The 21,350-nt window shown below is 45.3% G+C and carries 18 protein-coding genes; 8 read left to right on the top strand and 10 right to left on the bottom strand.

Going from position 1 to position 21,350, the window contains the following annotated elements; translation table 11 throughout:
• Window positions 1-8: 8 nt before the first annotated feature.
• From nqrF to OO016_RS06400, 6 genes are read right to left on the bottom strand one after another with little or no spacing between them, the layout of a single operon-like run.
• Window positions 9-1,316, bottom strand: a complete 1,308-nt coding sequence (gene nqrF / locus OO016_RS06425) for an NADH:ubiquinone reductase (Na(+)-transporting) subunit F (RefSeq protein WP_266011727.1) — start codon at window positions 1,314-1,316, stop codon at window positions 9-11.
• Entirely contained in the window at window positions 1,313-2,062 is a 750-nt protein-coding gene (gene nqrE / locus OO016_RS06420; protein WP_266011726.1) for an NADH:ubiquinone reductase (Na(+)-transporting) subunit E, read from the bottom strand. Before nqrE ends, nqrF begins: the two co-directional genes overlap by 4 nt.
• 21 nt (window positions 2,063-2,083) lie before the next feature.
• Entirely contained in the window at window positions 2,084-2,731 is a 648-nt protein-coding gene (locus tag OO016_RS06415; protein ID WP_266011725.1) for an NADH:ubiquinone reductase (Na(+)-transporting) subunit D, read from the bottom strand.
• A 5-nt stretch (window positions 2,732-2,736) separates the two neighbouring features.
• Window positions 2,737-3,483: a Na(+)-translocating NADH-quinone reductase subunit C gene (locus OO016_RS06410; RefSeq protein ID WP_266011724.1), complete on the bottom strand. Its 747-nt coding sequence runs from the start codon at window positions 3,481-3,483 to the stop codon at window positions 2,737-2,739.
• Between the two features lie 3 nt (window positions 3,484-3,486).
• Window positions 3,487-4,764, bottom strand: a complete 1,278-nt coding sequence (locus OO016_RS06405) for an NADH:ubiquinone reductase (Na(+)-transporting) subunit B (protein ID WP_266011723.1) — start codon at window positions 4,762-4,764, stop codon at window positions 3,487-3,489.
• A 2-nt stretch (window positions 4,765-4,766) separates the two neighbouring features.
• Window positions 4,767-6,119, bottom strand: coding sequence for a Na(+)-translocating NADH-quinone reductase subunit A (locus OO016_RS06400; RefSeq protein ID WP_266011722.1), 1,353 nt, complete (start codon window positions 6,117-6,119; stop codon window positions 4,767-4,769).
• 154 nt (window positions 6,120-6,273) lie between these two features.
• Between OO016_RS06400 and OO016_RS06395 the strand changes: the two genes are divergently transcribed.
• The 3 genes from OO016_RS06395 (at window position 6,274) to pruA (ending at window position 9,984) form a co-directional block, all read left to right on the top strand.
• Complete coding sequence (locus OO016_RS06395; protein WP_266011721.1) at window positions 6,274-7,518, top strand: type IX secretion system plug protein; 1,245 nt, start codon at window positions 6,274-6,276, stop codon at window positions 7,516-7,518.
• Between the two features lie 367 nt (window positions 7,519-7,885).
• The gene (gene apaG / locus OO016_RS06390; RefSeq protein WP_266011720.1) at window positions 7,886-8,272 is read left to right on the top strand and encodes a Co2+/Mg2+ efflux facilitator ApaG/CorD; all 387 of its coding nucleotides are present in this window, start codon (window positions 7,886-7,888) and stop codon (window positions 8,270-8,272) included.
• A gap of 83 nt (window positions 8,273-8,355) precedes the next feature.
• Window positions 8,356-9,984 (top strand): L-glutamate gamma-semialdehyde dehydrogenase, encoded by a 1,629-nt coding sequence (pruA, locus tag OO016_RS06385; RefSeq protein WP_266011719.1) that lies wholly within the window; start codon window positions 8,356-8,358, stop codon window positions 9,982-9,984.
• A 353-nt stretch (window positions 9,985-10,337) separates the two neighbouring features.
• Here pruA and rsmG read toward each other — a convergent pair whose 3' ends face one another.
• Window positions 10,338-10,961, bottom strand: a complete 624-nt coding sequence (gene rsmG / locus OO016_RS06380; protein WP_266011718.1) for a 16S rRNA (guanine(527)-N(7))-methyltransferase RsmG — start codon at window positions 10,959-10,961, stop codon at window positions 10,338-10,340.
• A 119-nt stretch (window positions 10,962-11,080) separates the two neighbouring features.
• Between rsmG and OO016_RS06375 the strand changes: the two genes are divergently transcribed.
• Entirely contained in the window at window positions 11,081-12,184 is a 1,104-nt protein-coding gene (locus tag OO016_RS06375; RefSeq protein ID WP_266011717.1) for a fatty acid desaturase family protein, read from the top strand.
• Window positions 12,185-12,197: 13 nt separating this feature from the next.
• The gene (locus OO016_RS06370) at window positions 12,198-13,388 is read left to right on the top strand and encodes a pyridoxal phosphate-dependent aminotransferase (RefSeq protein ID WP_266011716.1); all 1,191 of its coding nucleotides are present in this window, start codon (window positions 12,198-12,200) and stop codon (window positions 13,386-13,388) included.
• A 27-nt stretch (window positions 13,389-13,415) separates the two neighbouring features.
• Here the strand turns inward: OO016_RS06370 and OO016_RS06365 are convergent, their stop codons facing one another.
• Window positions 13,416-14,906 carry a TrkH family potassium uptake protein gene (locus tag OO016_RS06365; RefSeq protein WP_266011715.1) on the bottom strand — a complete coding sequence of 497 codons (1,491 nt, stop codon included), beginning with the start codon at window positions 14,904-14,906 and terminating at the stop codon, window positions 13,416-13,418.
• A complete protein-coding gene (trkA, locus tag OO016_RS06360; RefSeq protein WP_266011714.1) occupies window positions 14,906-16,255 on the bottom strand; it encodes a Trk system potassium transporter TrkA in 1,350 nt (449 codons plus the stop codon). Before trkA ends, OO016_RS06365 begins: the two co-directional genes overlap by 1 nt.
• Window positions 16,256-16,489: 234 nt before the next feature.
• Between trkA and ubiE the strand changes: the two genes are divergently transcribed.
• Both ubiE and porT read left to right on the top strand, forming a co-directional pair.
• On the top strand, window positions 16,490-17,218 hold the full coding sequence (gene ubiE / locus OO016_RS06355) for a bifunctional demethylmenaquinone methyltransferase/2-methoxy-6-polyprenyl-1,4-benzoquinol methylase UbiE (protein WP_266011713.1): 729 nt from the start codon (window positions 16,490-16,492) through the stop codon (window positions 17,216-17,218).
• 37 nt (window positions 17,219-17,255) lie between these two features.
• Window positions 17,256-17,990 (top strand): type IX secretion/gliding motility protein PorT/SprT, encoded by a 735-nt coding sequence (porT, locus tag OO016_RS06350; protein ID WP_266011712.1) that lies wholly within the window; start codon window positions 17,256-17,258, stop codon window positions 17,988-17,990.
• Window positions 17,991-17,993: 3 nt separating this feature from the next.
• Here the strand turns inward: porT and OO016_RS06345 are convergent, their stop codons facing one another.
• The gene (locus OO016_RS06345) at window positions 17,994-18,716 is read right to left on the bottom strand and encodes a TrmH family RNA methyltransferase (RefSeq protein ID WP_266011711.1); all 723 of its coding nucleotides are present in this window, start codon (window positions 18,714-18,716) and stop codon (window positions 17,994-17,996) included.
• A 78-nt stretch (window positions 18,717-18,794) separates the two neighbouring features.
• Between OO016_RS06345 and tamL the strand changes: the two genes are divergently transcribed.
• A complete protein-coding gene (gene tamL / locus OO016_RS06340) occupies window positions 18,795-21,347 on the top strand; it encodes a translocation and assembly module lipoprotein TamL (protein WP_369413827.1) in 2,553 nt (850 codons plus the stop codon).
• Window positions 21,348-21,350: the final 3 nt, after the last annotated feature.

The following is a 21,350-nucleotide window of genomic DNA, read 5'->3' as shown; positions in this document are numbered from 1 at the left end:
GCACACTTCTAGCCTCCGAAATCGTCAAATCGAATGTGTTCATCCGGTATACCAAAATCTTCTCCCATTTTCTGAACGGCCTTGTTCATTAGTGGTGGCCCACAGAAATAGAGTTCAATATCCTCTGGAGATTCATGGTGATTCAGGTAGTGCTCGATTACGCAATTGTGGATAAACCCAACAAAACCATCACCGGGAGCATCCAGGTTTTCCTTTACCTTCCAGTTATCTTCCTCTAATGGCTCAGATAATGCCATGTAGAATTTGAAGTTTGGAAACTCCTTTTCCAGTTGCCTGAAATGGTCTATATAGAACAATTCCCTTTTGGACCTTCCTCCATACCAGTATGTAACCTTTCGGTTAGTTTTCAGTGTTTTAAACAGGTGATACAGGTGAGAACGCATTGGAGCCATTCCTGCCCCTCCACCTACGTAAAGCATTTCAGATTCGGACTCATTGATAAAGAATTCCCCGTAAGGTCCGGATATGGTTACTTTATCACCTGGTTTCCTATCGAAAATATAAGACGAAGCTACTCCAGGATTGACATCCATCCACCCGTTTTTGGATCGATCCCATGGTGGCGTCGCAATCCGAACATTCAGCATAATCTCCCTTCCCTCAGCAGGGAATGAAGCCATAGAGTACGCACGTTCAACCACCTCATCATTCTTCATTACCAGCGGCCAGAGGTTAAACTTATCCCACTCGTTCTGGAACTTGTCCGGAGTATCGTGCTCTTCAGGATGGGCAGTGATGTCAAAGTTCTCGTACCTTACTTCGCATGGGGGTATTTCAATCTGAATATAACCCCCGGGTTTGTAGTTCATATCCTCAGGAATTTCTACTACAAATTCCTTGATGAAAGATGCCACGTTGTAATTTCGAACTACAGTACCTTCCCATTTCTTGATACCAAACACTTCTTCGGGAATGGTGATCTCCATATTCTGTTTTACCTTAACCTGGCAGGCCAATCGGGCACCTTCATTAAGTTCCCTTTTGGAAAAGTGGGGTGTTTCAGTAGGCAGTGCCTCACCTCCACCGGACAAAACATGGCACTCGCACTGAATGCAGGTACCACCACCACCACAGGCCGAAGGGAGGAATATCTTCTGGTTCCCCAGGGTAGATAAAAGGGAGCTACCGGAAGGCACCTCTATTTGCTTTTCTCCGTTTATAGTAATGGTCACTGGCCCCGAAGGAGCTAGTTTTTCCTTGGTAAAGAGCAATAATGCCACTAATAGCAATAGCAAAATCAAGAAGGCTATTACCGTGATTACTATAGTTCCTAATGTGGTAGATGCTAATATCATTCTTGTACTAAATTGACCTCGTTATAGGTAACAGACTGTTCGTCTATTTCTTCCTTTTCTTCTTTCTTTTCTTCTTTTATCTTCAGCTCTACGGTTGTTTCTTCAACAGGAGCCGCACTATCGTCACCTCCTGTAAGCATGCCTCCAAAGCTTTGGAAACCAATACCCATCAGGCCGGTAATAATAAAAGTGATACCCAGACCCCTAAGCGGTGCGGGTACATTGGAATAGCGGATTTTTTCCCGGATAGCGGCAATGGCCAAAATCGCCAGGAACCAGCCAATACCTGAACTAACCCCATAATTGAATGCAAGACCCAGGGAAGGTATTTCCCTTGCCTGCATAAAGAGGGATCCTCCAAGGATAGCACAGTTTACAGCGATCAATGGAAGGAAGATACCCAGTGAATTATAAAGTGCAGGGGAGAACCTCTCCACCACAATTTCTACCAGTTGAACCATGGTAGCAATGGTAGCGATAAACAGGATAAAAGACAGGAAGCTCAGGTTGTAATCGGCGTACTCAGGCCCCAGCCAGCTTAGCGCTCCTTCCTGCAAAAGATACTGATCCAAAAGCCAGTTAAGTGGAACTGTAACCGCGAGTACAAATATTACCGCCGCTCCCAAACCAACAGCTGTCGCCACTTTCTTGGATACTGCGAGATACGAACACATCCCGAGGAACACGGCAAATACCATGTTGTCTATGAAAATGGATTTAAAAAACAGTTCAATATGTTCTAACATAATGTCTTGTATTAGCTATTCTTAATTTTCTTCAATCAGGGCCCTGTTGCGACTTCTTTGCACCCAGATAATTATTCCCACAACGATCAGGGCCGCCGGAGGAATAATCATAAAACCATTGTTTTCGTACCCAAAGGCGTAAACCCCTGTTTTGGCTATGGGATCTCCCAGCACCTTAATACCGAACAAGGTTCCTGATCCCAGCAGTTCCCTGAAGAAGCCCACTATAATCAGGATAACCCCGTAACCCAGTGCATTACCAATACCGTCCAGGAAGGATTTCCACGGTCCATTACCCAGGGCAAAAGCCTCAAAACGACCCATGATAATGCAGTTCGTGATGATAAGCCCAACAAATACGGCAAGGGTCTTGCTCAGTTCGTATGCAAATGCTTTAAGCACCTGGTCCACCACTATTACGAGTGTTGCAACTACAATCAGCTGCACAATGATCCGTATTTTGGATGGGATGATATTACGGATAAGTGAAATCACCACATTACCCACACCCAGCACAAAGATTACGGAAAGTGCCATAACCACTGAGGCCTTAAGTTCTGCAGTGATCGCCAGCGCCGAACAGATACCCAGTACCTGTATGGTAATAGGGTTGTTATCCGCGAGCGGATCTAAAATCAGGTTTGCATCTTTCTTAGATAGTAAAGCCATCTTTATTACTGTCTTATAGTTTCTAAATAATTCCTGTACAGGTTTACACTTTCACGGATCATAGCCGAAACACCATTTCCGGTAATCGTGGCACCCGCCAGGGCATCAACCTCGTTATCGTCCTTGATCTCGTTAACCGGGTCGTTGTTGCCTTTGGCTACTGCAATACCGGTATAGCGATTGCCATCGAGGATAGATTCCCCGATAAAATCGTCCATAAAATAACGCATCTTGATATTGGCCCCGAGACCCGGAGTTTCCCCTTTATGATCAAAGTATACCCCTTGCACAACCATATCCTCGTTCAGCGAGATGAATCCCCAGATGGCATCCCAAAGTCCTTTGCCGTACATGGGCAGGATATAGTATTTCTTGCCGTCTTTCTCCCCGATAAACACAGGTAGCCTTGGGGTTCCCCCGTCTTTGGCAATAGCCAGTTCTTTTTTGAGGTCTATCAGGAAGGCTTCGTCATCTTCCGTGATCTCACCTCCATTGATTACCAACTGCTGGGTGATGAATTTGGAAAACTCCTCCTCAACCCGGTCTGTTGGAATAAAATTGACACTACCCTCATCCTCATTCTCGTGAACGCCCATGGCGTAGAGGATATTCTGTTGCTTCTCGAAGCGTTCGTTTTCCTTGATCCTTCCGCTAAGCCCTGAAGCCAGGAAGGCAAGCACAGAACCTACAATGATCACCATAACTACGGCAAAGAAGACCGTGTAGACATTTTTTTCTGTATTGATCGCCATAATCTAAACCGTTTCTACTTTAAGGTTTTCTTCTTCCTGAGTTGACACTGGCACTACTGCTTTCTTGAGTCGCTTCAAACGCCTTTTCACATTGCCACGAACTACATAGTGGTCAATGGTAGGAGCAAACACGTTCATCAGAAGAATAGCCAGGAATACACCTTCAGGATAAGCCGGGTTGAATACCCGGATCATAACTGAAATAAATCCGATAAGGAAACCGTAAATCCATTTACCCCTGTTGGTCTGTGAACCAGTAACCGGGTCAGTTGCCATATAGACAATACCAAATGCCAGTCCGCCAACAATCAGGTGCTTCCAGTATTCGAAACTCATCAAACCATAAAAGGTACTGGTTTCAGTAATCCATCCGGCTTCCACAACACCATTGAAGATGAGCCCCATAACCAGGGATCCGATAACCGCACTGACCATAATTCTCCAGCTGGCTATTTTGCTAAAAGCCAGGAAAAGGCCTCCCAGCAATATCAGGAAAGCAGAAGTTTCACCTACCGATCCCGGAATAAATCCGAAAAACATATCCGATACGGAATAAGTAAACTCACTCCCGTTATTCTGGGCCAGATAACCCAGTATGGTTTCACCAGAGATTGCATCAGGGGTTCCGGCTCTTTCCACAGCACCGTGTACCCAAACCTTGTCACCGCTCATCCAGGTAGGATAGGCAAAGAAAAGGAATGCCCGGATAGTAAGGGCGGGATTCAAAATATTCATCCCTGTACCCCCAAAAACCTCTTTACCGATAACAACGCCAAATACTACAGACACAGCGAGCATCCAAAGTGGCGTATCTACCGGTACTATCAGAGGTACAAGCATCCCGGTAACGAGATAACCTTCTTCTACTTCGTGACCCTTTATTATAGCAAAGATGAACTCTACCAAAAGTCCCACTCCATAGGATATCACAACAAGCGGCATGACTTTAATGAAGCCCAGCCAGAAATTTTCCCAGGTTAAAAAGTTCTCAAAGAACATTAATTCACGCGGGGATCCACTAGCCGCGTCTATAGCAGCGTAATGCTGATATCCTGTATTGAAAAAAGAAAAGAGCAATACGGGTATCAGCGCCAGGATCACGGTGTTCATAGTCCTTTTCAGGTCGTCTGCGGCCCGGACATGCGCCCCTGAATGAGTAGTTTCATTAGGCGTAAACAGGAAAGTATGGAAGGCGTTGAAAGCCGGAGCCATCTTCTTCCCCCTGTATCTGTGCTTGAGTATATGCAGTCTCTTTTTTAATGTAAGTCTTTTGTCACTCATAGTTATCCTATTTCTTTATGTAGCAAGTCTAATCCTTCACGGATGATCTGCTGGTGAGGTTGTTTTGAGGTACAAACAAATTCAGTAAGAGAGAAATCTTCAGGAATTACCTCATATAAACCGAGTTGCTCCATTTCGTCCAAATCCTTGACCATGCATGCTTTTAGCAATTGCATGGGGTAAATGTCCAACGGAAAAACTTCTTCGTATTGTCCGGTTACCACAAAAGCCCTGTGCTCACCATTGGTATTGGTGGTAAGGTCGTACTTCTTTTTGGGCTGCAACCAGGAGAAAGTAAGGGCCCTGGTGGTTGATATTTTATTGAATATCGGTTTGGTCCAGCCGAATAAATCATAATCGTCCCCTTCCGGAATTGCCGTAACCGTAGTGTTGTAAAAGCCCAGATATCCATCAGGAGCAGTCTTGGTGCCGGTTAGAACATCGCCGTTGATGACCCTGAAATTGTCTGTATTTACACCGCTTGCATAGAGGAAGGTAGAAATTTCCGCCCCTATTTTCGTCAGGTAGTACTTGGGTTCCTTTATCGATGAACCCGCCAGGGCTACCAGGCGTTCGGCATTGAACTTACCGGTTAGCAGGCATTCCCCGATAATCACCAGGTCCTGTGGAGATAGTGTCCAAACCTGTTCTCCCTTGTTTATCGGATCAATTTTGTTGATCTGTGTTCCTACCAGACCCGCAGGATGCGGACCACTTACTTTGTGCAGTGTAATCCCGCTTAATCCGTTGAAAGGAGAATTGCCCTTCTTGCCCACGGATACGTGTACCTCACCCGGAGTGAGTTTTCCCAAAGCGGTCAGAGCTGTTTGCAGCTCCTTTTCTTTACCCTGAAGCACATAGTCTGCATCTGCAGCCAAAGGGGCTGTTCCATATGCTGAAACAAAGATGGCTTTGGGGGCAACGTTGGGATCAGCGACAAAATCGTAAGGCCTTCTTTTGATAAAGGGCCAGCAACCACTTTTAAGAAGGAACGATTTAATTTCCTCTGCAGAGGCAGTTTGTGGATCAAGTGTTTTGTGTGTCAGATGGGTCTGCTCCTTATCGGCCAGGATCTTTAACATAAGCACCTTCCTTCTAGCTCCACGAATTACTTCAACGAGCTCACCGCTTACCGGTGAGACAAACAGCATATCTGCATTGTCCTTGTTGTAAAAAAGTGGTTCTCCAGCTTTGACCTCTTCGCCTTCTTTAACCATCAACTTGGGAGTAATCCCATAAAAATCAAGGAGATTGATGGCATAAACGTTACTGAGAGCTGCTTTGGAAGTGGTATGTTCTGCGGCACCGACAAGATTAATGTTTAATCCCTTTTTAATTCGGATGTCTTTGGACATATCTTTTGTAAACCTTTAGGGTTAGCGTAATTGGCGTCAAAAATAGCCATTAATGGTTTGTTTTCATAATTATTAACTAAAATTTGGTCATTAGATCGAAGGGAATTTGTCAGGCATACATTTTGTTTACCTTTGCCGGATATATAGCCTGAAAATGGGTCTGAAACTTAAACACTGGATTCTGATTTTTGCCATTTCACCTGTCTTCTCCCAGGTGCAGTTGGAGGTTAATCCGCCCGAAAATATCAGATCCATTGTTTTTAAGGGTGAAACCGAAGACCAGTTTCCCATTGTGAAACTCGGAGAGTCCATTTATCTGGAATTTGATGACTTGCTGGCTAATGAACAGGATTATTATTACAAGATCCTGCACTGCGATTACGACTGGACACGGTCTGACCTGCTCAAGTCACAATACCTCATCGGTATAGACAACCAGCGTATTATTGATTACGAAAACAGCTACACCACACTGCAGCCCTATTCCAACTACCGCCTGAGCATTCCCAACGAGAACGTCCGGTTGAGGGTAAGCGGCAATTATGTATTGGAAATATACAACCAGTCTGGCGACCTGCAATTTTCAAGAAGGTTTGTTGTATACCAGGACCTGGTACAGGTAGCGGCCACTGTAAAAAGGGTTAGAGACTTCCGGTATTTCGACCAGAAACAATCCGTACACTTTACCATTAATAGTGCCGGGTACCCCCTCGTAAATCCCAAAAAGGAAGTAAAGGTTGCCATCCTCCAGAACTATCACTGGCCCACGGCCATATACAACCTGCCCCCGCAGTTTACCATAGGCACAGAGCTCGTTTACCGCTATGACAAGGAAACCAGCTTTTTTGGAGGCAATGAATTCCTGAATTTTGACACCAAAGACCTGAGGGCTCCAACAGCAGCCATATCCCGAATCGAGTTTGAAGATGTTTACCAGCACTACCTCTTCCCCAACCAGTACCGGAACGATGTACCCTATACCTATTTTCCTGACATCAACGGTGATTTTGTGATTCGTACCCTGCAGGGCACCGATATGGCCAGGGAGGCCGAATATACAGACGTGCATTTCAGCCTGCCCTATACCGAGGAACTGGGCCTGGACGAGGTTTATATATATGGGAAGTTCAACAATTACGAACTGGAAGACATCAACCGTATGCAGTACAATGAGGCCAATGGGAATATGGAGGCGGTAATCAGACTCAAACAAGGGTTTTATAATTACAAATTCGTAACCCGAAAAGACAGCGGACTCGTAAACCTGAATCTGGTTTGCGGCAATTTTCACTTCACGGAAAACAATTATACGGTACTCGTTTACTACAGGAATTTCGGAGACCTTTACGACAGCATCATAGGTATCGGAACTGCCAACTCGAGGGAGATAAGCAATTAATAGTTGTTTCTATCTGAGGGGATTCAGGCCCTTGCAGTCAAAGAATTTTAATCGATGAACGAATCCCCTCCCGCGCATACAACAGAAAAAGCCGGGCATTGGACGAAGTTCAAAAGCTATCCTTGGCAAAATTGACCTAATCTCCTATTTTGGCACCTGTAAAAGGATAAATGCTTCATTTGATAAAGTCTAAACCTTTTATTCCCCATCCTCAAAACTTAACCTCTGCTAACCGTTCAGTAATCCAGCTTGAACAGGAGATTTAAACTAATGTTAAATCCGGGAACATGGATTCAGATTTGTTTAATTTAGCCAGTGGCGGTAAAGGAATTTTGTTGTCGTTACCCCCTGCAAGCAGCAGAGCACTATGATTACACAAGTTACAAAGGGCATTAAAATTTCGGTTGACACTACTTTTGAAGGAACTTTCTTCAAGAACTATAAAATGCACTTTGCTTTTGGTTATACCATTACTATTGAGAACCAGGGTAAAGATGTAGTGCAACTGACCTCCCGGCACTGGGAAATTTTCGATTCTCTCAACGAATTTGAGGTGTTAGACGGAGAAGGGGTTATTGGCAAAAAGCCGGTAATACGCCCGGGGGAATCTCACACCTACAGTTCTGGATGCCTGCTGGCCGCTCCTATCGGAGCCATGAAGGGCCATTATAATATGGTGAATTTTACCAATTCCGAGAAATTCAGGGTTTACGTTCCTACCTTTAAATTCAACGCCCCTTTTGCGCTGAATTAGCCTTATCATTTCCCGGCATTTATTTCAATAAGCCTTATCCTTTTCATACCTTTGACGAAATATTTTAAATAGTAATTTCGATCATGGGAAAAGGTTTTTTTCAGGTACCTACAGCGTTCAATGAAACAGTTAAAAGTTATGCCCCGGGAAGCCCGGAAAGGGAATCGGTTTTAAAACAATACCGGGAATATCTGAACGGAAATGTGGAAGTTCCACTGTATGTCGGAAGTTATGAGATCAAAACGGAGAACAAGGCTTCCATGTCTCCCCCGCACGACCATAAAAGAGTTGTCGGGCACTACCACCTAGCCGAAAAATCCCATGTGGAAACAGCTATTCAGGCTGCGCTGGAAGCCCGTGAAAAATGGGCCAACCTGGCCTGGGAACAACGTGCTTCCATCTTCCTTAAAGCCGCTGAGCTTATCGCCGGGCCTTACCGGGACAAGATAAATGCGGCAACTATGATCGCCCAATCGAAGACCATCCATCAGGCCGAAATCGATTCTGCCTGTGAACTGATCGATTTCCTAAGATTCAATGTGGAATACATGGCGCAGATCTACGCAGAACAGCCGGATTCTTCTGAAGCCATCTGGAACCGTGTGGAATACCGACCCCTCGAAGGATTTGTGTACGCCATTACACCTTTCAACTTTACAGCTATTTCCGGAAACCTTCCGGCAAGTGCTGCCATGATGGGTAATGTTGTGGTATGGAAGCCGAGCGACAGCCAGGTGTTTTCAGCCAAGGTAATAATAGATGTGTTCAAAGAAGCAGGAGTCCCCGATGGCGTTATCAATGTGGTCTTCGGAGATCCTGTGATGATCACCAATACCGTTCTGGACAGTCCTGATTTTTCAGGAATCCATTTTACCGGATCAACAGAGGTCTTTAAATCCCTTTGGAAGCAGATCGGGAACAATATCGATAAATACAAGACCTACCCCCGAATTGTTGGGGAAACCGGTGGTAAAGATTTTATAATCGCACATCCTACTGCTAATCCGCAACAGGTTGCCACTGCTATTACGCGCGGTGCCTTTGAGTTCCAGGGGCAGAAATGTAGCGCAGCTTCAAGGGTATACCTGCCAAAATCCACAGCAGGGGATATTCTGGACAGGGTAAAAGCGGATATCGCTTCTTTTAATCCTCCGGGATCACCTGAGGATATGAGCAATTTCATTACGGCTGTGATCCACGAAGGCGCTTTTGATAAGCTCGCCGGTTACATAGACCAGGCTAAAAAGGACAAGGATGCCGAGATTATTGCAGGTGGCGGGTATGACAAGTCTAAAGGGTACTTTATTGAACCTACTGTAATCCTTACTACTGATCCGCAATACGTTACGATGGAAACCGAATTGTTCGGACCTGTAGTCACCGTTTATGTTTATGAGGATAAGGATTGGAGCGAGACCCTAAAACTGGTAGACAACACCTCTATCTACGCCCTTACCGGAGCTGTTATTTCTGGCGATCGGTATGCCATAGACGAGGCGACTCAAGTACTGCAGAACTGTGCCGGGAATTTTTATATCAACGACAAACCCACCGGGGCTGTGGTTGGTCAGCAACCTTTCGGAGGTGCCCGTGCCTCAGGTACAAATGACAAAGCCGGATCGGCACAAAACTTAATGCGTTGGGTATCGCCAAGGCTGATCAAAGAAACCTTTGTAAGTCCGGAAAACTACCGTTATCCCTTTCTTGGCTAGATTCCCGGTTATTTTTATTAATAACCAATGAGCAGTTCTTTTCCGGGAAAGCAAAACTTTTCAGACCTCGAAGGTAGAGACTGGTAAATCTACTGGTATATAAGGAATTTTTTATTTTATTATTACTTGATTTTCAACTGTTTATACTATTTATGTAAATTTTACGTTAACTAAAAGTAAATTTAAGGTAACTTTGTAAGCGTAAATAATAAAGTATTATGGAAAAGCGGATTTCAAAAGAATATAACGAACAGGGTAATCTTCTGGAACGCGTTCAGCAATACGTCCGGAAATTTGCTAAAAACTGCAGATTCTCATATCTCAAAATGTATACCCTTTAAGGGCAGAAAGATTCAGGCTGGAAGATAAACCACCTTTTTGGTTTCGAAGAAAGGTTCCTCGAAGTATTCAGTGAGAGGATATATTCGAGCCTTCTTGTAGTCCTGGAGCTCTTCAGAGAGATCTCCCCCTTTGAGGTATAGTATCCCGTTAGGCAAGGCATGGACAGATTTCTTTTTGATCTTTCCCCTTGTCCAGTGGACAAAAGTAGGCATAGCAGCCACGGCCCGACTCACTATAAAATCGTAATTCCCTTTCAGGTCTTCCACCCGACAGTGAAACGCCCTGACATTTGTTAGTCCCAAGCCGTTAACTACTTCGTTGACCACTCGAATCTTTTTGCCAATGGCATCAACCAGAGTAAACTTTGTTTCGGGAAATAATATGGCCAGTGGGATTCCAGGGAAGCCACCTCCGGTACCCACATCCAGGACAGAGGCCCCGCCCTGAAATTCCATCACCTTCGCAATTCCCAGGGAATGCAGTACATGGCGGAGGTACAGCTCGTCAATATCTTTTCGGGAAACCACATTAATTTTAAGGTTCCAATCCTGATAGAGGGCTTCCATTTTTGCAAACTGCTCCTGCTGCCGGGATGAAAGATTAGGAAAATATTTAAATACTATACCAACAGACATACGTACCTTTGTTGTTGTTCAAAAATACTACATTCAACTTCAATCCACCCAGGATGTTCTTTTTACCCCAAAACCGGCATTGCTAAGGATTGTTTTATATTTACACAAAATTGCCATAAATGACACAAACGCAAATAAAATTTTCAAGACAGGATTCCATGAATTTCTTCAGGACCCTGAATAAGCGCGTCAATACCTATTTTAAAGAAAATAAACTGAAGAAAACCGGGAACTGGAAGCTTCATCTGAAGACTATAGTAATGTTCGCTTTATTCCTCAGCCCGTACTTCCTTATTCTTAGCCTCAACCTGCCCAACTGGGCCAATCTACTACTTACCATGGTTATGGGTGTGGGTATGGCCGGTGTGGGCATGAATGTAATGCACGACGGAAATCACGGTTCCTACTCCACCAAGAAATGGGTAAATAAACTGATGGGGGGAAGTATTTATATCCTGGCGGGAAATGTATACAACTGGCAGGTTCAGCACAATGTACTGCATCACACCTATACAAATATCCAGGACCACGACGAAGACCTGGATGCCGGCAGGATCCTGAGGTTCAGCAGGCATGCCAAATGGCACAGGTTCCACAGGTTCCAGCATTACTATTCCATATTCCTTTATGGGTTGCTAACGTTTAACTGGGCAATCACTACGGATTTTATGCAGATGTACCGCTATACAAAGCGTAAGCTGGCCTATGGGAAATTTCCAAAACCTGCTATGAACTGGAGTATCCTGGTGATCACGAAATTAATCTACCTGACCATCTGGATCATTATCCCCATGGTTTTTCTCAGTATAGCATGGTGGAAGATTCTAATTGGATTCTTTGTTATGCATTATGTAGCCGGGCTCATTTTAAGCGTTGTTTTTCAGCTGGCCCACGTAGTAGATCACGCCGAAACCCCGCTACCGGAAGAAGATGGCACTATGAAAAACAGCTGGGCAATCCATCAATTGTTTACTACCGTTAATTTTGGTACGCGAAACCGACTGGTTAACTGGTTCACGGGAGGACTCAACCACCAGGTTGAACATCATATTTTTCCCAATATCAGCCACATACATTACACAAAAATCTCCAAAATTGTGAAACAGACGGCAAAAGAGTTCAATTTGCCATACCACGAGTACGAAACAACAAGAAAAGCCATAATTTCGCACTTCAGACATTTGAAGGAGCTTGGGAAAAAGCCGACCCTTCAGTACCAATAAATAATTAACTCGTATGAACAACCATCTTTCCGATAGGATCAACAATATGTCTACGTCGGCCACCCTTGCTATGGCCGCAAAAGCCAGAGAACTAAGAAATGCGGGGAAGGACATTATAGGACTGAGCCTCGGAGAACCGGATTTCAATATTCCTGATTTCATCAAGGATGCTGCGAAAAAGGCCATAGATGAAAACTACAGCAGCTACTCACCAGTAGATGGTTATGGAGACTTGAAAGAAGCAATCTCCAGGAAATTTGAGCGGGACAATAATCTTAAATACAAAACAGACCAGATAGTAGTCTCCACAGGGGCCAAGCAGTCTCTTGCCAATGTGGCAATGGTTATGCTGAACAAAGGCGATGAGGTTATCCTCCCAGCCCCCTATTGGGTGAGCTACCGGGACATTGTAAAACTTGCCGAAGGGGTTCCGGTGGAAGTTAAAACCGGTATTGAAACCGATTTCAAGATGACCCCGGAGCAACTGGAAGAGGCCATTACCCCCAGGACTAAAATGCTGTGGTTCAGTTCGCCTTGCAACCCAAGCGGCTCGGTTTACAGTGAATCCGAACTGCAGGGACTGGCAGCAGTGTTGTTGAGGCATCCGGACATCTTTGTCGTTTCCGATGAGATCTACGAGCATATCAATTTCAGAGCCAGGCATGCCAGTATTGCATGCATTCCCGGGATGTACGAACGCACCATTACCGTAAACGGGGTTTCAAAGGCCTTTGCTATGACGGGCTGGAGAATTGGCTACATTGGCGCTCCGCAATGGATCGCAAAGGCCTGCACCAAATTCCAGGGACAAATTACAAGTGGTGCCAACGCCATTGGGCAACGCGCCACTATTGAAGCCCTCAATGCACCCGTAAGTAAGATAAAGTACATGATCGATGAATTCCACCACAGACGGGATTTACTTTTACAGCTACTTGGGGAAATAGAAGGGTTCAAGCTGAATATACCGGAAGGTGCATTCTATGTGTTCCCGGACATATCCAATTTCTTTGGGAAGACCTTCAATGGGGTTAAGATTGACAATGCATCGGATTTTGCCATGTACCTGCTTGAGAATGCCAACGTTGCAACAGTAACGGGTGAGGCTTTCGGGAATCCAAACTGTATACGGATCTCCTACGCTGCTTCTGAATCGGAATTGAGGGAAGCTGCATCCCGAATCAAACAGGCATTATCTGAGTAACTTTCCTTCTATTAAATTGATATAAGCCTAAGTACGCTTCCAGAAATAGGGCGTAAACAAGATCAGTACGGTAAATAATTCCAGTCGGCCTGCCAGCATCAGAAAGGCACACCACCATTTTCCAAGCATAGGAAGTTCACTGAAATTGCTCAAAGGATTTAACGTACCAAAAGCTGGTCCCACATTACCGAGGGATGAGGCTGCCCCACCAATGGCAGAGACAAAATCGAGCCCCAGAAAGCCCAGCACCGAAGCCCCTATTACAAATAGTAGCATATAAAGCACAAAGAATGCAATGATGTTATAGACAATGTGCTCGGTTACCGGTTTGTGATTGAACCGAACCGGGATAATCGCATTGGGGTGTAACGTGCGCTTAAACTCCAGCAAACCGTTCTTGATGATAAGGATGTGCCTCATGATCTTAATCCCTCCCGCCGTGCTACCGGCAGAGCCACCCGAAAACATCAACCCAAAAAAGAACACCGTGAGAAAGGGGGTCCAGGAGGTAAAATCTGCGGTTACAAATCCGGTCGTCGTAACCACTGCCACCACCTGGAAAAGGGCATGCCTGAATGCGCTTTCGGCCTCCCCGAAAACCATCGGAAATACAGCACCCTGCTCTACGTTTGCACGGGTAAACACCACGAGGGCAGCAATTAACACAAACAACAACAAGAATATGCTGTAGTATTTGAATTCTTCGTCTTTCAATACCCGCTGAACCTTACCTTTAAAAGCAAAGTAACTCAGAACAAAATTGCTCCCTGCCAGGAACATAAACAGGATTACAATATACTGTATAAGTGGTTGTCCGTTCCAATAAGCAAGACTTGCATTCTTTGTGGAAAACCCTCCCGTGGAAAGGGTAGCCATGGCGTGATTAATAGCATCAAAAAAGGACATTCCCGCCAATTGGAGCAGGATGGTTTCTGCAGCGGTATACCCCACATAAATCAGCCAGAGGCGCTTGGCTGTATCTGTAATCCGCGGATGTAATTTGTCCGCATTTGGCCCCGGGGCTTCGGCAGAAAACAGCTGCATCCCTCCTATTCCCAGCAATGGCAAAATAGCTATGGCCAGTACAATAATCCCCATCCCCCCTATCCAATGGGTAAGGCTCCTCCAGAAAATGATCCCACGCGGCAGGCTTTCAATATCATTTAAAATAGAGGCTCCAGTGGTAGTGTAACCGGAGATGGTTTCAAAAAAAGCGTCGGTAATGCTTGGTATGGCACCCGACAGGTAATATGGCAGGATACCGGAAACAGACATCACCAGCCAGCCCAGTGTCACTATGAGATAGCCCTCTTTGCGCTTAACCTCCTTCTTATGTCCTCTGGTAAAAAACATGGCCAGGATACCAACGAGAAGGGTAACGATGGCAGAAAATGTAATTTGTTCCGTTACTCCATCCCTGTATAGCCCGCTAACCAGTCCGGCGACGAGCATAAATGCCCCGTTGCACAGGAGCAGAAGGCCCATGAGGTGGATTATGATCTTGAAATTCAAATGCATCAGAGGAACAGCTTTTCAATCTTTTTGATTGCCTCGGGCATGCAGCAGACCACCACGCGGTCTCCTTCGAGAATTTTGAAATCCCCAAGGGCAATCAGCCCCTTGCCATCCCGAATAACCCCGCCAATAGTCGCTGCTCTTGGAAAGTTTAATTGTTTTATAACCTTTCCATTCACCTGGGATTTAGGTTTGACTTTAAATTCCAGGATCTCCGCATTCAGATTGTTCAATCGGGTTAAGGCAACCACCTCTCCTCGGCGCACGTATCGGAAAATATTATTGGCTGCCAGGAGTTTTTTGTTGATCAGGGTATCAATACCAATAGACTGGGATAGCTGGAAATAGTCCATATTTTCAACCAGTGCAATGGTCTTCTTGATGTGTTTGGATCGGGCCACCAGGCAGGACATGATGTTGGTTTCCGAATTTCCGGTAACAGCAATAAAAGCGTCCATGGATTCCAGGCTTTCCTCTTCCAGCAATTCCACATTTCGGCCGTCTCCATTGATTACCAGTGCATTAGGCAGATCCTCTGCCAGGTCAAAGGCCTTTTCCTTGTTCTGTTCTATCAGCTTTACATTGAAGCGCTTGCTGCACAGGTCCCGAGCCGCCTTATATCCCACCTTGCTACCCCCGAGGATCATTACATTTTTAATTTCTTCCCTTTTCTTACCGGTTAGCTTGTAGAGTTCATCCACACCCTTCCTGTCCGTAATAAAATATACCTGATCGCCCTTATCAAAGGTAGTATCGCCTCTGGGGATCAAAGTATACTGGGTACCGCTCCGCTGCAGGGCAATGGGCATAAAATGGAGCTCAGGAAATACCCGGGCCGCTTCTTTAACTGTCTTACCTACAAAGGGGGCCGATGCCGGCAGGGAAACTCCCACCATGATCAGAGCTCCATCTTCAAACTCGTAGGTATCATTGAAGGCGGACTGGTTCAACAGCAACTGTATTTCCGATGCCGCCAGTTCTTCCGGGGAAATCAGTTCATCGATACCCAGATTTGAGAATTTGATGAGCTCCCGGTTATCCACAAATTCGGTATTGGAAATTCGGGCTATGGTACGCTGGCAACCCAGTTGCTTGGCCAGCATACAAAGGGTTATATTCGTTGTCTCAGAGGAGGTAACCCCAATAACCAGGTCCGAAGTATCCACCCTGGCCTCCTTCAGCACTGCTATGGAGGTGGCATCGCCTTTGAGAACCCTGATATCTAAATGGTTATCCGCATAGATCAGGTTTTCTTTATCGGTATCTATAAGGGTGATGTCCTGTGACTCGTATGATAAGAGTTTTGCCAAATGAAAGCCTACTTCACCAGCCCCGGCAATAATGATCTTCATCTAATAAATTCCTTGTTGTACAAACTCGCTACCGGTATATCTGAATAGTCTAAGCCCGTGGAGTTGAAGCTTCTAAAGCTCATTCTAAGTAAGTTATACAAGGCAAAATTACACAAATTTCTTTTCATCAGCAGGAGTCCTATGGGAAAATGACCCGGAGGTGACTTTCCTAAATTAAAGTTAGGAAAAGTGATGATGCCATTTACATCCCTATCTTTGCGCGAAATACTGAATATGGCAAAAAAGGTTACCCCGTACAAGGAGTCTGAAGAAGGCAAGAAGAAACAGGTTACCCGCATGTTCGATACTATATCCGGGGAGTACGACAGGCTCAATCGGGTTATCTCCTTCGGGACTGATGTCCGCTGGAGAAAGCGTGTAGTGGGTATACTAACTGAGAAAAAACCCAAACGCATCCTCGACATAGCGACGGGAACAGGAGACCTTGCCATAGCACTCAAGGAAACAGGGGCAGAAAAAATTGTAGGCCTTGACATTTCCCCGGGCATGCTGGAAATAGGAAAAAAGAAAGTAAAGGATCAATCCCTGGACGACAGGATAGAGATGGTGATTGGAGACAGTGAAGCTCTGGATTTTCAGGATGCAACCTTTGATGCGGCTACCGTTGCCTTCGGGGTCCGCAATTTTGAGGACCTGGGCAAGGGTTTAAAGGAGATCTACCGGGTATTGAAACCCGGGGGCACGCTGGTAGTCCTGGAAACATCTGTCCCCACGCGATTTCCTTTTAAACAGGGCTATCACCTTCATTCGCGTTATGTGCTCCCCGCTGTTGGACGCCTGTTTTCCAAGGACCGTTCCGCTTACCGCTACCTCTCCGAATCTGCAGCTGCCTTTCCCTATGGCCAGGCTTTCAACAATATTTTGAAAGAAATCGGGTTTATAGGTATTGAATGCAGGCCTCAGACGTTTGGGGTGGCTTCTATATATGTAGCTGCCAAATAATCCGTCCACGGCAGCGATCAATAAAGGAATAAATTATATGGGTTTTCCATCTGCAGCAGACATCAGCATATTCAAAATAAAACCTATCAGCGTTTTACTCTTGTTATTTACGCTGGTTTTGTTCAAGGGGAATGCTCAGTTCAATGAAAAGCCCATATTGAATCTGCAGAATGAGGATAAGGACTTTTTGAACTGGGGTTACTTCCTGGGCTTTAACCAGTACGATTTCAAGTTTGAATATAAAAACGACCTGGGGGATATCCTGGTTGATAAATCCCTGGGTTTTAATGTAGGGCTTATCGGGGAAATGAGGCTGCATGAATTCCTCGACCTCCGTTTTGAACCCGGTTTGTTTTATACCCAACGCACCCTGGGGTTTCCTGGCTTTTCAGATCCGGTCGATGCCATTCGTGAAGTAAAATCTACTTACATTAATTTCCCTTTGTTACTAAAAGTAAGTACCCGCAGAATAGGTAACTGGAAACCTTTTATCATTGGGGGTGTAGGTACCCAGTTAAATCTGGGCAGCAATGAAGACAGCCTGGATGATAACAGCAGTGGCACCTTCCGCATGAAGAAAAGCGTATTTCATTACGAACTGGGCTTTGGAATCGATTTCTACACAGAATACTTCAAGTTCGCCCCTTCTATCCGCGGGGTCTTCGCCCTAAGTGACGAACTGGTCCCGGACAATGATCCCAACAGTCCCTGGACAGGTAATATCAGTGGCCTGAGAACCAGGGGCATCTTTATTAACTTCACATTTGAGTAATCCCTAAGATCTCCTCAGCTCGTTGAGGAGTATGGCCGTTGCTGTGGCAACATTAAGGCTTTCGGCAGAGGGTTTACCGTATTGGGGAATACTAATTTTATTCCGGATAACATCACTTACTTCTTTGGATATACCGTTGGCCTCATTACCCATAACCAGAATTCCAAATGAGGGAAGCTCAGTATCGTAAACCGATTTTCCATCCATAAAAGCCCCGAAAACAGGGACATCAGCATCCTTTAAAAAAGAAGGTAAATCCGTGTAAGTAATATCAACACGGGCAATTGAGCCCATAGTGGCCTGTAAAACTTTTGGATTAAAGGCCTCTACCGTATCTGTTGAGCAAACCAGGTGGGTAATTCCAAACCAATCACAAAGGCGAATTATAGTTCCCAGATTACCAGGGTCCCGGACTTTATCCAGGGCCACTATCCAGTCAGTAAAATCAACTTCCCCGGCCTCCGGAACCTCAAAAACCCCTAAAACCTTGCTGGGCGTTTTAAAGGAACTGATCTGGGACATTTGTTTTGGCGAAATCAATTGGGTATTGGATCCGAGTTCTTTATCCAGTCCGGTTTCGGTAGCAAAAAGCAATTCGGCCTTCCAGCCGGCCCGAAGCAATTCCTCCACGGTCTTAAAGCCTTCTGCCACAAAGCGCTTGTATTGCATTCGGTATTTTTTTTGCTGCAGGCTTTTGATATACTTCAATTGACTTTTGACAACCATTCAAATAATGTATTTTTGATGTTTATGGGGACCCTTCTTCGTTTTAAAGCCCGTACTGCAAAAATAGTTTTATTCTGTTTGGCAATACTGCTTGCTTCCTGTAATACATTGAAACGGGTTGAGGACGATGAGCTGCTGCTTAGCAAGAACAGGGTCTTTACCAATGGCGAACGGGTGGTTGATGATGATATTCAAAGCCTGCTGGTGCAAAAACCCAACAGCAGGGTGCTTGGGTATCCGCTGAGGCTCAATCTATACAACCTGGCAAAGCCCAACCCGGATTCAACCTTTCAGGAATGGCTGAAGCGCAGGCCAAAACGGGAAGCCCGGCTGGCCCGCTTACTCTCGGAAAAACAGGTAAACCGCCTTGGAGAATCCTTTCTGGTCAAGGGGTACAGCGAATGGTTGAAAAAAATTGGCGAGGCCCCTGTAATTATAGATACTAACAGGACCCGCAGGTCCCTGGAACGCCTGAGTGCCTATTACGGGTCCAAGGGTTATTTCAATAACACCACTACCTATTCTGTTATCCCCACGCGCAAGCAGCATGCAGAAATCAATTACAATATCAACCTGGGGAAGCCTTTCATTATAGACACCTTTACCAAGCAGATACAGTCTTCTGCCATAGATTCGCTCTACAACCTGAATGCCGAAAATTCCTTTATCAAAACAGGGGATGTTTTTGATCTGGCCAATTTCAACCTGGAACGGGAGCGGCTCACCTCATTGTTCAGGAATTCAGGAGTCTACAACTTCCAGGAAAGTTCCATTACCTACGATATTGAAAGGGATACCACAAGGGCTAATGATGACCAGCTGATGAATGTGGAGCTCAATATTGAAGACCTGCGCAGGCGTTCCGACACAACGGTAACCACTGCGGCCTACAAGGTTTTTAAATTTGATCAGATCAACATCTATGCCGACTACCAGTTTGGTCAGGATATGGATTCCCTGAAGTCTGTTAGCTATGACGATTATACCATTTATTACAAGGATAAACTCCGTTACAAGCCAAAGGCCCTCACGGACGCAATTTTCTTTACCAAAGACAGTATCTACAGGGATTTAGACCGTATAAGAACCTACCGGCAAATTACCAACCTCAACACTTTTAAATATCCCAATATCGAATTCATTGAGGATCCGGAGAGGGATGTCCTGACTTCCAATATTTACCTTTCTGCCAGGTCTAAATATTCTTTGGGACTCGACTTTGACATAACCCACTCCAACATTCAGCGGCTTGGTATCGGTTTTAGTACTGCCCTGGTAAGCCGCAATATCTTCGGCGGTGCAGAAACCCTGAGCCTCTCTGCCAGGGGAACCTTTGGTTTATTGAGTGATGAGTCCCTGCCGGAGGATTACTTCTCGGAAATAGGAAGTGAAATCAACCTCACTTTTCCCAGGATCTGGTTTCCTTTCTGGCTCCCGTTTGTTAAGGCAGACCGTATCGTACCTTATTATATGCTGCCCACCACCCGGATTAGTGCCGGGATCAGCTTCCAGGAAAATATTGGACTGGACAAGCAGACATTCAATTCTATATTCGGATACAACTGGTCGCCTTCGGATTTTAAAAGGAGTGCACTCGAATTGCTGAATGTACAGTACGTACGTAACGTTAACCCAGACCGTTTCTTCAACGTATACACGAGTAGCTATGAATCCCTGGACAATATTGCAGATGCCTATCAGGACCCCTTGGCGTTTCCTGAGCTTGACGAGTTTTTTCAGGACACTGATAATACAACGGATCCAAGGCGCCTGATAATACCGGAAGGGACTACCGGATTTACCAATGCTATCCTCAACGGCGATGTGTCCTCTTCTCAGGAAGACCTTATAGATGTTAGTCGAATCGAAGAGCGCAGACAGCGATTAACAGAAAACAACCTGATCTTTACCAGTAATTTCACCTTTACCCGTAATAATCGTTCCGGGATCAATGACAACAGTTTCTCGCAGATCCGGGTTAAGTTTGAAAGTGCAGGAAACATCCTTTCTACCATCTCCAGGATCGTTCCGTTTGAAGAAAACGACAACGGAAACCTGCTGGTCTTTGGGGTACCCTTTTCCCAATACGTTAAAACCGAACTGGACTATATCAAACATTGGGACCTTTCGCGCTCCAATGTTCTTGCCATGCGTACCTTCTTCGGGATCGCCGTGCCTTACGGCAATGCGGAAAGTGTACCCTTTGTGCGGAGTTATTTTGCCGGGGGTTCTAACGACAACAGGGCATGGTTTCCGTATTCCCTCGGGCCAGGTAGTTCCCAGGATATAAACGACTTCAACGAGGCCAACCTGAAACTGGCATTCAACCTGGAATATCGTTTTCCCATTGTTGGAGACATCAAGGGGGCACTTTTTGCCGATGTGGGAAATATCTGGAATGTATGGGATAATGTAGACGATCCGAAAAAAACATTCAGTGGCTTCGAATCCCTGGCAGATATTGCCATAGGATCTGGTTTCGGGATCCGGTACGATTTCTCTTATTTTGTTTTTCGACTGGATACCGGATTTAAAACGTATAATCCGGCGCTAGAGCCTTCTAAAAGGTGGTTCAGGGATTATAACTTTGCCAATGCCGTGTTCCAAATCGGGATTAACTATCCTTTTTAGACC

This window comes from Lentiprolixibacter aurantiacus, assembly GCF_026241225.1.
Taxonomy (GTDB): Bacteria; Bacteroidota; Bacteroidia; order Flavobacteriales; family Flavobacteriaceae; genus Lentiprolixibacter; species Lentiprolixibacter aurantiacus.
The sequence above is the reverse complement of the archived record's forward strand: the minus strand, read 5'-3'. Positions and strand labels throughout refer to the sequence as shown.

Bases quoted from the DNA above. Each gene is read 5' to 3' on its own strand.
- nqrF (WP_266011727.1), bottom strand. From the start codon at position 1,316: ATGATATTAGCATCTACCACATTAGGAACTATAGTAATCACGGTAATA.
- nqrE (WP_266011726.1), bottom strand. From the start codon at position 2,062: ATGTTAGAACATATTGAACTGTTTTTTAAATCCATTTTCATAGACAAC.
- OO016_RS06415 (WP_266011725.1), bottom strand. From the start codon at position 2,731: ATGGCTTTACTATCTAAGAAAGATGCAAACCTGATTTTAGATCCGCTC.
- OO016_RS06410 (WP_266011724.1), bottom strand. From the start codon at position 3,483: ATGGCGATCAATACAGAAAAAAATGTCTACACGGTCTTCTTTGCCGTA.
- OO016_RS06405 (WP_266011723.1), bottom strand. From the start codon at position 4,764: ATGAGTGACAAAAGACTTACATTAAAAAAGAGACTGCATATACTCAAG.
- OO016_RS06400 (WP_266011722.1), bottom strand. From the start codon at position 6,119: ATGTCCAAAGACATCCGAATTAAAAAGGGATTAAACATTAATCTTGTC.
- OO016_RS06395 (WP_266011721.1), top strand. From the start codon at position 6,274: ATGGGTCTGAAACTTAAACACTGGATTCTGATTTTTGCCATTTCACCT.
- apaG (WP_266011720.1), top strand. From the start codon at position 7,886: ATGATTACACAAGTTACAAAGGGCATTAAAATTTCGGTTGACACTACT.
- pruA (WP_266011719.1), top strand. From the start codon at position 8,356: ATGGGAAAAGGTTTTTTTCAGGTACCTACAGCGTTCAATGAAACAGTT.
- rsmG (WP_266011718.1), bottom strand. From the start codon at position 10,961: ATGTCTGTTGGTATAGTATTTAAATATTTTCCTAATCTTTCATCCCGG.
- OO016_RS06375 (WP_266011717.1), top strand. From the start codon at position 11,081: ATGACACAAACGCAAATAAAATTTTCAAGACAGGATTCCATGAATTTC.
- OO016_RS06370 (WP_266011716.1), top strand. From the start codon at position 12,198: ATGAACAACCATCTTTCCGATAGGATCAACAATATGTCTACGTCGGCC.
- OO016_RS06365 (WP_266011715.1), bottom strand. From the start codon at position 14,906: ATGCATTTGAATTTCAAGATCATAATCCACCTCATGGGCCTTCTGCTC.
- trkA (WP_266011714.1), bottom strand. From the start codon at position 16,255: ATGAAGATCATTATTGCCGGGGCTGGTGAAGTAGGCTTTCATTTGGCA.
- ubiE (WP_266011713.1), top strand. From the start codon at position 16,490: ATGGCAAAAAAGGTTACCCCGTACAAGGAGTCTGAAGAAGGCAAGAAG.
- porT (WP_266011712.1), top strand. From the start codon at position 17,256: ATGGGTTTTCCATCTGCAGCAGACATCAGCATATTCAAAATAAAACCT.
- OO016_RS06345 (WP_266011711.1), bottom strand. From the start codon at position 18,716: ATGGTTGTCAAAAGTCAATTGAAGTATATCAAAAGCCTGCAGCAAAAA.